Origin of the sequence: Kocuria sp. JC486 (assembly GCF_011602805.1) — a bacterium.
Lineage (GTDB): Bacteria > Actinomycetota > Actinomycetes > Actinomycetales > Micrococcaceae > Kocuria > Kocuria soli.
Genome location: NZ_JAAOZS010000021.1, coordinates 36,831 through 47,732 on the forward strand (window position 1 = coordinate 36,831; position 10,902 = coordinate 47,732).

The 10,902-nt window shown below is 67.2% G+C and carries 9 protein-coding genes; 1 reads left to right on the top strand and 8 read right to left on the bottom strand.

Translation table 11 applies throughout. The features are described 5' to 3' along the window. The 7 genes from GWK18_RS10625 to GWK18_RS10655 form a co-directional block, all read right to left on the bottom strand. Positions 1 to 1,266: cobalamin-independent methionine synthase II family protein (locus tag GWK18_RS10625; protein WP_166835171.1), on the bottom strand; the 1,266-nt coding region annotated here is incomplete at its 3' end. Positions 1,267 to 1,276: 10 nt separating this feature from the next. Next, positions 1,277 to 2,485, bottom strand: coding sequence for a cobalamin-independent methionine synthase II family protein (locus GWK18_RS10630; protein ID WP_166835153.1), 1,209 nt, complete (start codon positions 2,483 to 2,485; stop codon positions 1,277 to 1,279). Positions 2,486 to 2,694: 209 nt separating this feature from the next. Beyond that, a complete protein-coding gene (locus GWK18_RS10635; RefSeq protein WP_348535930.1) occupies positions 2,695 to 4,236 on the bottom strand; it encodes an amino acid permease in 1,542 nt (513 codons plus the stop codon). A 242-nt stretch (positions 4,237 to 4,478) separates the two neighbouring features. Continuing rightward, a complete protein-coding gene (locus tag GWK18_RS10640) occupies positions 4,479 to 5,054 on the bottom strand; it encodes a TetR family transcriptional regulator (protein ID WP_166835155.1) in 576 nt (191 codons plus the stop codon). A 15-nt stretch (positions 5,055 to 5,069) separates the two neighbouring features. After that, entirely contained in the window at positions 5,070 to 6,602 is a 1,533-nt protein-coding gene (locus GWK18_RS10645) for a gluconokinase (RefSeq protein WP_166835158.1), read from the bottom strand. A gap of 157 nt (positions 6,603 to 6,759) precedes the next feature. After that, positions 6,760 to 7,671, bottom strand: coding sequence for a hypothetical protein (locus tag GWK18_RS10650; RefSeq protein ID WP_123823617.1), 912 nt, complete (start codon positions 7,669 to 7,671; stop codon positions 6,760 to 6,762). Between the two features lie 98 nt (positions 7,672 to 7,769). Then, positions 7,770 to 8,498: a hypothetical protein gene (locus GWK18_RS10655; RefSeq protein ID WP_123823616.1), complete on the bottom strand. Its 729-nt coding sequence runs from the start codon at positions 8,496 to 8,498 to the stop codon at positions 7,770 to 7,772. Positions 8,499 to 8,629: 131 nt separating this feature from the next. Between GWK18_RS10655 and ilvD the strand changes: the two genes are divergently transcribed. Beyond that, a complete protein-coding gene (gene ilvD / locus GWK18_RS10660) occupies positions 8,630 to 10,468 on the top strand; it encodes a dihydroxy-acid dehydratase (RefSeq protein ID WP_123823615.1) in 1,839 nt (612 codons plus the stop codon). Between the two features lie 88 nt (positions 10,469 to 10,556). On the opposite strand, the gene GWK18_RS12945 is transcribed toward ilvD, so the two are convergent. Continuing rightward, on the bottom strand, positions 10,557 to 10,902 hold a 346-nt coding region (locus GWK18_RS12945; protein WP_209280939.1), incomplete at its 5' end, for a hypothetical protein.

Below are 10,902 nucleotides of genomic sequence, written 5' to 3' on the forward strand. Positions count from 1 at the left end.
CCCCCCGGCCCGCGCGCCCCTCCCCCCGCGAGGGGGACCCCCCCCGCCCTCTGGCGCCGTGAGTTCGACCGCACAGAAGAGACGTTCGGAGGCGATGCGCGCACCTTCCACGAGGGTTTCGAGCTTGGCCTGAGCGATCTGCGGGTGGACGCGGCCGCCCAGTCCGCAGTCGGTCGAGGCGATGACCCGTTCGGGGCCGACCACGGAGGCGAAGCGTTCGATCCGCTCGGCCACCAGCTCAGGGTGTTCCACCACGTTGGTCGCGTGCGACACCACGCCGGGGATGATCACCTTGTCGGCGGGCAGGGCCACCTCCTGCCAGATCTTCCATTCGTGTTCGTGACGCACGTTGGCGGCCTCGAAGGAGTAGGCACTCGCGTTGATCTCGAGCATGAGTTCAGCGATGTGGCGGAACTCGATGTCCGTGGTGTGCGGGCCGTGCCACGATCCCCAGCACAGATGGAAACGGACCTGCTCGGGCGGAATGCCGTCCAACGCGGCATTGATCGCGTCCACGCGCCGCCGGGTGAAAGCAAGGTAGTCCTCGACCGAGGGCTCGGGGTTGATCTGGTCCCAGTTCTCGGCGATCGACGGGTCGTCGATCTGCACGATCAGCCCCGCGTCCGTGATGGCCTTGTACTCCTGGCGCATGGCCTCGGTGCACGCGGCCAGGACGTCGTCCTCGTTGCCGTAGTAGGTGTCCTCGAGCCGAGCACAGGACCCGGGGGACAGCGCGGCAAGGTACCCCTCCTGTGCTCCGGTCTTGGCCATCGCGGCCTTCAGGTTCGCGATGTCACGCGCCACGGCCTCCTGGCCGACATAACTGATCGGGCCGCTGAAAACCGGGAACGGTGCGGGTTTGCCCGTGAAGATGCCCGACGACGGATCCTGGTAGGCCTCCGCGAACTTCCCCCAGTCCCGGCGGTCGCCGAAACTCGTGAGGCGAACGTCCCCGGGTGCCGACCGCTGGACGGGCTGGTCGGCCAGCGTGCGCTCGCCCGGGGCCAGTCCGTCCAGGCGGGCGAAGATGTAGTGCCACCAGGCGCCATAGTCGACGTCCTCGGCCATCGCGTGGCCGTATTCACCGTCGTTGACGACGTCGATGCCGGTGGTGCGCTGCTGTGTCACCACGTCGTCCACCGCAGTGGAGAGGAGCCGGTCGTAGTCCTCACCCGCCACGCGGGCACGGGCGGCCTCGATCAGTTCGCGGGTGCGCGGCAGGGAGCCCGCGTGAGTGGTCAGGATGTGGTTCTCGGAACGCTGCACGGCTGCCCCCTCAGAACAGTCGATCGGTGGCCAGGGCGGCACCGGCGGTCAGGGACTCGAGCTTGGCCAGGGCGATCTGCGGGTGCAGGCGTCCGCCCAGTCCACAGTCGGTCGAGGCAATCACGCGCTCTCGCCCCACGGCGGAGGCGAAGTTCTCGATCCGGTCCGCGACCAGTTCCGGGTGCTCCACCACGTTGGTCGAATGCGAGACCACGCCGGGGATGATGACCTTGTCCTCCGGCAGACCCGCGTCCTTCCACAGCTTCCACTCGTGGGCGTGGCGGACGTTGGCGGCCTCGAAGGAGTAGCCGCCCGCGTTGATGGACAGCAGCGGCTTGATCAGGTGCTTGAGCTCCAGATCCGTGGTGTGCGGACCGTGCCAGGAGCCCCAGCACAGGTGGAACCGGACCTGCTCAGGCGGGAGGCCTTCCAGAGCGTGGTTCAGGGCGTCGATCCGCAGTTGGATGAAACCCAGGTAGTCCTCGACCGAGGGCTCGGGGTTGATCTGGTCCCAGGACTCGGCGATGGAGGGGTCGTCGATCTGCACGATCAGCCCTGCGTCCGTGATCGCCTTGTACTCCTCACGCATGGCGTCGGCGCAGGCGTAGACCAGTTCCTCGTCGGTCTTGTAGTACTCGTTGGTCACGCGGGCGCAGGACCCGGGCGAGAGCGCGGCGACGAAGCCCTCGGTGGCCCCGGTCTGTTCCATCGCGGCCTTGAGGTTCGCGATGTCCGCGGCCACGGCCTCCTGTCCCGTGTAGGTCAGGGGCCCGGTGATCTTGGGCTGCTTGACGGATTTGCGGGCCGTGAGGATTCCCGAGGACGGGTCTTCGTAGGCCTCGCGGAAGCGCTCGCGGTCCCGCCGGTCGGAGAAGGTGGTCAGCACGATGTTGCCGGGAGAGGAGCGGCGCTGTTCCGTGTCCGCCCACCGGTCCTCGTCCGACGGGGTCAGTCCGCCGAGGCGCGAGAAGGAGTAGTTCCACCACGCCCCGTAGTCCACGGAGGAGGACATGGTGTGGCCGTACTCGCCGTCGTTGACCACGTCGATGCCCAGCTCGCGCTGTTTGGCCACGATGTCCACGACGCCGCGCTGCATGGTGGCCACCAGCTCGTCCCAGGAGATCTTGCCGTCCTGGAAGGCCTCGTTGGCGGACAGGAGTTCCGGGGTGCGGGGCAGGGAGCCCACGTGGGTGGTACGGATCCGGTCAGAATTCAGCATGCGCGAAGACACGTCCTTTCCATCGGTCCTGGCGGGAGCACCGGAGGTTGCGCTGCGTGAGCTGCCAACCGGGGTTGCTGCGACGTCGACGAGCCAGGTCTCTCGGTCGCTCTGGATGGTTACGCGTCACATCTTGGCACGACGGCCACCGTGGACGCCAAAACGTCGGGGACGTCCTGCGTCACGAGGCGGGACGACGGTGCGGCCGGTCAGTCGCCGGTGGATCGCGTGGGACGCGTGGCGTCTGAATCTTCTGTGCCCGGCTGGACCACCGGATTCGCGCGCGTGCGCCCGGTGGCCCCGGCGTCGACCTCCTCGGGAGAACGGAAGCGCACCACACCGCGTCGCCGCGCAAGGATGGCGCCGATGACCCACAGAGCCGCGAACAAGGCGCCGGTCAGCAGAATCTGCTGGCGCACCTCCGGCATGGTCATGCCCAGGACGATGACCGCCGCCATGGCGATCAGGGTCAGCACGGACAGCCACGGGTATCCCCAGGCCTTGAGCGTGAGTTCGCGGCCTTTGCGCTCCGCCCGACGGCGCAGGATCAGGTGCGAAAGGATCGTCGTGGTCCAGATGAAGATCAGGGTGGAACCGACGATGTTGATGAGGATGCCCAGGATCTCCTCGGCCCACACGTAGTTCAGGGCCACGGTCACGAAGCCGAAGGCCACGGAGGCCAGCACCGCCGCCACCGGGACTCCGTGCTTGTTCGTGCTCTGCAGCCCGGCCGGGGCCAACTCGCGGTGAGACAGGGAGTAGATCATGCGCGATGCGCCGTAGAGATTTGCGTTCAGGGAGGACAGGAGGGCCACGGTGACGACGACGGCCATGGTGGTCGCGACGGCGGGCAGGCCGGCGGTCTGCAGCACCGCCACGAACGGTGAGGCGCCCAGGTCCTCCGAGTTCCAGGGCATGGCGAGGACCATGATCAGCACGGAGCCCATGTAGAAGACCAGGATGCGCCACATGATCGTTCGGATGGCCCGACCCACGTTGCGTTGAGGGTCCTCGGTCTCCGCAGCGGCGACCGCCACGATTTCGATGCCTCCGAAGGCGAAGGCCACGATCAGCAGGCCCGCAGCGACGCCACCGATGCCCTGGGGCATGAACCCGCCGTGCTCGGTCAGATTGGTCGTCCCGGGGGAGGCCGTGGGCAGGAGATCTGCGATGAACAGCACGCCGATCACCAGGAAGGCGAGTACGGCCACGACCTTCAGGAGTGAGAACCAGAACTCGAATTCGCCGAAACGTCCCACGCCCGTCAGGTTGATGGCAGTGAAGACACACATGAAGATCAGCGCCAGGACCCACTGTGGGGCGATCGGCCAGGTAGCCGAGAGGATCTGGGCGGCTGCGGTGGCCTCGGCGGCGATCACGATGATGAGCTGCACCCACCACAACCAGCCGACGGCGAATCCCGTGGCGGGTCCCATGGCCCGCCCCGCGTACACGGAAAACGCGCCGGAGGTCGGGCGGTCGGCCACCATTTCCCCCAGCATGCGCATGATCAGCACGATCATGACCCCGGCGATCGCGTAGGAGATCAAAACCGCAGGTCCCGCGGCCTGGATGCCCACACCGGAACCCACGAACAACCCCGCGCCGATGGCGGAGCCCAGGCTCATCATCACCAGGTGGCGGCCCTTCATGTGGGCCTTCAACTGGGCGTCCTGTGCGGTGCGGGGCAACTGGGTGCCGCTGGGTTCCGGGGTCCGGACCCGTGCGGTCGGATCGGGTGCGTCTGCCATGTCGTGCCTCCGTGCAGGTTTGATGCGGTGGGCGCCGTGCCATCCGGCGCCTCACCCCGGCCGGCCCGTGTCGTGGATCACATGATCGGCCGCTCGGGACAACGTAGGCCAGATTGGTCATTCGCAGACCGTTTGGTGGCCGAATCGTGGGATGACCGGACGAAAACGGCCCAGCACCAGGTGAAATGGCATGGAGTGTCCACGGCAGAGGGCTTGCGCTCGGCTGGTATCCAGCGGGAGATCTAAGCAGATTCCGGGCTCGGCTGTTCCTGAGCTCCGGTCGCCCCGGGGAGCAGACAGATCAGACCCTGCTGAAAATCCAGCTCGAACTGTGCCTCGACGGCGGCTGCCGTGGTCTGCTCGGACGGTGCCGCGGCGGTCAGCGACTGGGCGGTCTGCTGGGCCAGGACGGAACCGATCGCCCAGCGGGCCAGAACCTTGGCTTGCGCCATGGCCCATGCGCCGTGGCCGCCGTCCAGACCTGCCGCCAGTTGGGGTACGGGGGCGAGTTCCGCCGGAGAATCGGCGTGGGCGACGGCCACGATCTCGGCGCCGTCGCGCACGGACAGGAGACGGGACCGAAAGTCGAGCAGGATCTCTCGGGGCTCCGTCGGCCAGGCGTGCGCACCCGAGGACGGGTCCAGGATCCGGCGGGACAGCGCGATCAGCAGCTCCTGCTTGTTGGCCACGTGCCAGTACAGGGCCCCGGCCTGGACCCCGAGTTCGCCGGCCACACGCCGCATGGACAGGTCTCCGAGGCCGTAGTCGCCGGCCACCTCGAGTGCGGCGTCCACGATCTGGTCGCGGGTCAACGCCATGTCATCGGACCTGACTCACGGCGCGATCAGGCGCCGGTAGGCGACCTCGTAGCGCTCGGCCAACCGGTCCCAGTGCTCGCGGTGCTTCTCCTTGGGCTTGAAGGTCCGGGTGGCGGGTGCCTCCGCCGGTTCCACGCCGGGGGCCAGGACCTCCTGCGCCAGGATCGCGGTTCCGCGCAGGGTCGAGCGTTTGAACGTGGCCTGGACGGTTTCCCGCCCCAGGTAGTCGGCCAACAGCTGCTGGATTCCGGGGACGTTCTGGGACACCCCACCCGTGGACACCAGACGCTCGACGTCGCCCGCCACCTCCTTGAGTTGGGAGGCCACTCGCCCCAGGCTGAGTACAACGCCCTCCATGACTCCCCGGGCCAGAGCCTCGGGGCCCGTGGCGGCGGTGATGTCCAGCGCGTGAGCCTGGGCTCCTCCCGCCCAGCCCGTGGAGCGTTCGCCGGTGAGGTAGGGGAGCAACAGCGGCAGGTCCGGGCGGTACGGCTGGGTCGCGATCTCGGGCATGCCCGTGTCCTCGGGCAGTGCGAAGGTTCTCGATGCCCAGTCGAGGGCACGTCCGACATCGTTGACGGCGCCGCCCAGCAGGCTGCGCGAGTCGTCGATGCGGTAGCACCACAGCCCGTAGGGGATCTCCTGGGGGACGCTGTGGACCAGAACCCTCATGGCACCCGAGGTGGACATCGACGTCACCATGGTGGATGCGTCGCGACCACCGGCGCCGATGTTCTGGGCCAACCCGTCCGCGATCGGTGCGAACCACCGGGCATCCCGCAGGGCGGGCCAGCGCTGGACGACCCCCGAGGGAACCTCGAGGATCGGTTGGTTCGGCCGGGCGATCAGCGACAGCTTGGTCCGGTCGATCTGGGCGAGATCAAGCATGCGGTCGGACCAGTCACCCGTGTGGCGGTTGAGCAGCCCCGTCCAGGCGGCGACGGCGGTGCCCGCGCGGGCCTTCCCGAGCAACCGGATGTGGAAGTACTCACCCAGGGAGACCCAGCGCTTGGTGTCGGCCACCAGATCGGGTTCGTTCTCTCGCAACCAGAGGAACCGCGGTGCCAGGTAGGAGGTGTGCAGGCGGGCCCCGGTCAGCTGTTGGAGCTCCGGCTCGTCGGCCTGTTCCCGAAGCCGGGCCAGTTGGGGTGTGGCTCGTGAATCTGCGTACGTGTAGCACGGGGTCGTGGCCTTGCGATTCGCGTCCACACCCACCAGCGACGACGCGAAGGTGTCGATCGCGACGCCCTTGAGCCGCCCGATCAGTTCCTTACGAGTGCCGACGACGACGTCGATGATCGTCCCGAGTTCCTCGACCACGGAGTCCGGGTCGATGATGCTGGTCCCGTCCGACTTGGCCGTGAAGGCGTGGGGGATCTTGTGGCGATAACCACGGACCGGAACCCCGTGGGCGTCGTGCAGGCTTCCACGGCTTGCCGTCGACCCGACGTCCAGCGCAAGGACCAGGGGATCGACTGCCTTGACCAGTGGGACCGAGAATTCGGACCCGTCATCGGGCTTCGGTACGGGTGGGGCGGACTTGGCCACGGGCGCGGTCCTTCGGGCGATCGGAGGTCAGGAACACGGCCGAGGGGCCGGGCCGACGCTCGTGGTCGACCCGGCCCCCGGTCGTGGAGTCCATGCTATCCGCGTGAGCCGTTGTTGCGGCATCAGGATGGATCGCGATGGGAGAAATTGCCGCCGATCAGTTGAATCCGGCAGCCCGGCGCCGCCGCGAGGCGGTGACGCGGTTGATGATGATCAGCACGATGCCAATGACCAGGAGGAGCAAGCCCAACAGGATGCCGCCGATGATTCCCGCGGCACCGCCCAGGATCCCACCGATATTGCCCTCGACCACGTACGTGTCCGAACCTGCCAGGTCCGAGCAGTAGACGCTGTAATCGCCCGCGTCCTGGGAGGTGAACGTGCCCACCAGGTTCATCGAAGAGTCCTGGGTTTCCGTGGAGGCCGAGCTGCTGGGTGTCACGTCCACGTCGATCGAGTTGGACTCGGGGTCGTAGACGGAGCAGGAGCTCACGAACGTCGTGCCGTCACCCGACATGATCCAGTAGTCCGTGTCCGCCTCGAGGGACTGGGTGGAACCGGATGGCGCATTCGCAAAGTCTGTGACCGTTCCGCCTAGCGTTACGAAGGACACGATGATCATGATCAGACCCAGGACCGGGCCCAGGACGGCCAGGGTGATGCCCAGCCACAACGGGGGAGTGCCCTTGATGGACTTGCGATCCCCCTGTGGTTGGAAGCCCTTGCCGGAGCCGTAGGCATTCTGGCCGCCGGACTGGTAGGGATTCTGGTTCTGCATACCGCCGGGGCCGCCGTAGCCTCCGCCCTGGGCGGGTTGCTGCTGCCAGTCCTGGCCACCGGCGGGACGGAACTGGGGTGCCGAGGAACCCGATTGGTCACGCGGGGCATCGGAACCCTGCTGTCCCTGGGGACCGGGGGCATTCGTGGACGCGGCGCCGCCGAATTGAGGGGCCGAGTAGTTGCCGTCGGAGGTCGACGGCGAGTGGTCACCGGACGTGGCGTCCTTGCCGAGGTCTCCGTTGTCCTGCGGGTCGTTCGGGGTGGGCGTGCCGTTGGTGGGAGTGCTCAAGGGTCAGGTCCTTTCAGATGGGGCTGGGGTCGGGCCGTGGGGCCGTCGTGGTGCGTTGGTAGTGCGCTGATGGCGCGGAGGTGATGGGAGGGCAGGGTTCAGTAGCGACCTCCCCAGGCGGACTGGCGACGTTGCGAGGCCGAGATCCGGTTGACCACGATCAACACGACCCCGAGGACTCCCAGGACTCCGGCACCGAGGACCGAGAACAGCGACCCCAGCCCGATCCACACGTATCCGTTGCCTTCGATGGCCAGCAGATCGCTGCTGCCCTCGCAACTGACCCGGTACCTTCCGGCGTCCGTGGTGGTGAACTCCCCGATCTCCTGATAGCTCTCACCGGCACGTTCTTCCGTGCTGGTGCTGTAGCTGTCGCTCACGTAGATCGGGTCGTACTCCGGTCCGTAGACCTGACAGTCCGAGGCGACCACGGACTCGCCGGCGGGCGCGTACAGGGTGTGCATGGTGCTCGCGTCAAGCTCCTCCGTGACGCCCGGTTGAGCGGCTGCGAGTTCCCGGTCGAGCTCCTGGCTGCCGAAGACCAGGGACAGGATGATTCCACCGACGGCCAGGACGGGGCTCAATGCCAGGGCGAGGATCCCCACCCACAGCGGAGGCGAACCCTTGACCGGGCCTTGCGCCGGCCAGGACCCGTTCGGGCCACCGGCAGACGCATAGGGCGGTGTCCCGTTGGCGGGAGCGGAGGGGCCGTACGAACTCCCCGGGGTGTGGTAGGCAGATCTGTCGTAGGCGGGCGGGCGGACGTACTGCGGGGCACCCTGATAGCCGGATGAACCGGACTGGTGTGACGGGTGGTGGTGGGTCACGTACAGCCTCCCCCAGATTTTCGTTCGCAAATGTCACGGCCAGATTAGCCCGAGCCTCTGGTTCGTGCCACTGTTGACTGCGAGACTCACAGATTGTTTCGTCTCGCGCTGTTTCGTCTTGAGGAGTTGTCGTGCCGCAGCTGCGTTCTGCCACATCCACCACGGGCCGCAACATGGCCGGAGCCCGCGCCCTGTGGCGTGCCACCGGTATGGGGAGCGAGGATTTCGGCAAACCGATCATCGCGATCGCCAACTCCTTCACCCAGTTCGTTCCCGGGCACGTACACCTGAAAGACATGGGGCAACTCGTCGCGGCTGCCGTGCAGGAAGCGGGTGGTGTGGCCAAGGAGTTCAACACCATCGCGGTGGACGACGGCATCGCCATGGGCCACGATGGCATGCTCTACTCGCTGCCCAGCCGCGACATCATCGCCGATTCGGTCGAGTACATGGTCAACGCGCACTGTGCCGACGCCCTGGTCTGCATCTCCAACTGCGACAAGATCACGCCCGGAATGCTCATGGCGGCCATGCGTCTGAACATCCCCACGATTTTCGTCTCCGGGGGCCCCATGGAGTCCGGGGAGGGCGTCGAAGGCGTCGTCGAGCACCGGGTGGACCTGGTGGACGCCATGGTCATGGCCGTGGACGAATCCGTGACCGATGCGCAGCTGGCCCTGATCGAGGAGAGCGCCTGCCCCACGTGCGGTTCCTGCTCGGGCATGTTCACCGCGAACTCCATGAACTGCCTCACCGAGGCATTGGGGCTGTCCCTGCCGGGTAACGGCACCACGCTTGCCACGCACGCCAATCGCAAGCGGCTCTTCGAGGAGGCCGGTCGGCGCATCGTGGAATCCGCCAAGCGGTACTACGAGGACGACGACGACTCGGTCCTCCCGCGCTCGATCGCGACCCAGAACGCCTTCACGAACGCCATGGCCCTGGACATCGCCATGGGTGGTTCCACCAACACGGTTCTGCACATCCTGGCCGCCGCCCAGGAGGCCGAAGTCGAGTTCACGATGTCCGACATCGACGCCCTGTCCCGCAAGGTTCCGTGCCTGGCCAAGGTCGCACCCAACTCGACGAAGTACCACATCGAGCATGTCCACCGCGCCGGCGGCATCCCCGCGATCCTGGGAGAGCTGCGCCGCGGCGGGCTGCTGGACGAAACGGTGCACACGGTCCATTCCGAGACCCTGGGTGAATGGCTGGATACCTGGGACATCCGGTCGGGCAAGGCCTCCGAGGACGCCAAGGCGCACTTCCTGGCCGCACCCGGCGGGGTGCGGACCACGCAGGCCTTCTCCCAGGCCAACCTGTACGAATCCCATGACGTTGACGCTGCCGAAGGCTGTATCCGCGACGTCGAACACGCGTACACGGCCGAGGGTGGGCTGTGTGTCCTGTTCGGCAACATCGCCGAGGACGGGGCGATCATCAAGACCGCGGGCATCGATCCCGAGCTGTTCCACTTCGAGGGCAAGGCGTTCGTCGTCGAGTCCCAGGACGAGGCGGTGTTCGAAATCCTGTCCAAGAACGTGAAGGAGGGCGACGTCGTCGTCATCCGGTATGAGGGGCCCAAGGGAGGGCCGGGCATGCAGGAAATGCTGTACCCGACCTCCTACCTCAAGGGTCTGGGCCTGGGGAAGGCCTGCGCGCTCATCACGGACGGCCGCTTCTCCGGCGGTACCTCAGGGCTGTCGATCGGGCACATGTCCCCGGAGGCGGCCGCCGGTGGCGCGATCGCTCTGATCGAGACGGGCGACCCGATCGTGATCGACGTCGAGAACCGCGTGCTCAAGGTCGATGTCGACGACGCCGAACTGCATCGCCGCCGCGAATCCAAGGGAGCCCTGCCCTGGAAGCCCGCCAAGGAGCGCGAGCGCAAGGTCTCCGCGGCCCTGCGGGCCTACGCCTCCATGGTGACCTCCGCTGACAAGGGTGCTGTGCGCGTGGTCCCGGAGTGACCTGAAGAAGGCCCCCGCGTGCCGTGCCCACCATCGTTACCAATGATGGTGGGCACGGCACTTTTCAGTCTGTCTGGGGCGGAACCGGTCAGTCGGTGCCGGGTCCGGAGCCCTGAGTGGCAGCACGAAGCAGGCTCCGGGTCACAGTCTCCGGGGCCTCACCTCGCCGGACCCGCTGCGGCCATCCTCGCCATAGTTCGGAGTCGAAAGGCACGAAACCGTCGAATCCGGCGACAGCCCGCTGGTGGAACGGATGCGCCGGGTGGCCTTCGGGATCGATCTGGTCCAGGCAAACGCGTAGTTGCCACAGGTCCTGGGGCGTGAAACCGATCCTGCGGGCCGCCTTTGCAACGTCAGAGGCGCCTAGGTGTACTCGGCCACGACGTTGGTTACAGGCGGCTGGTCGGAGGTAGTCCGTCGAGTGCGCTGTGGCG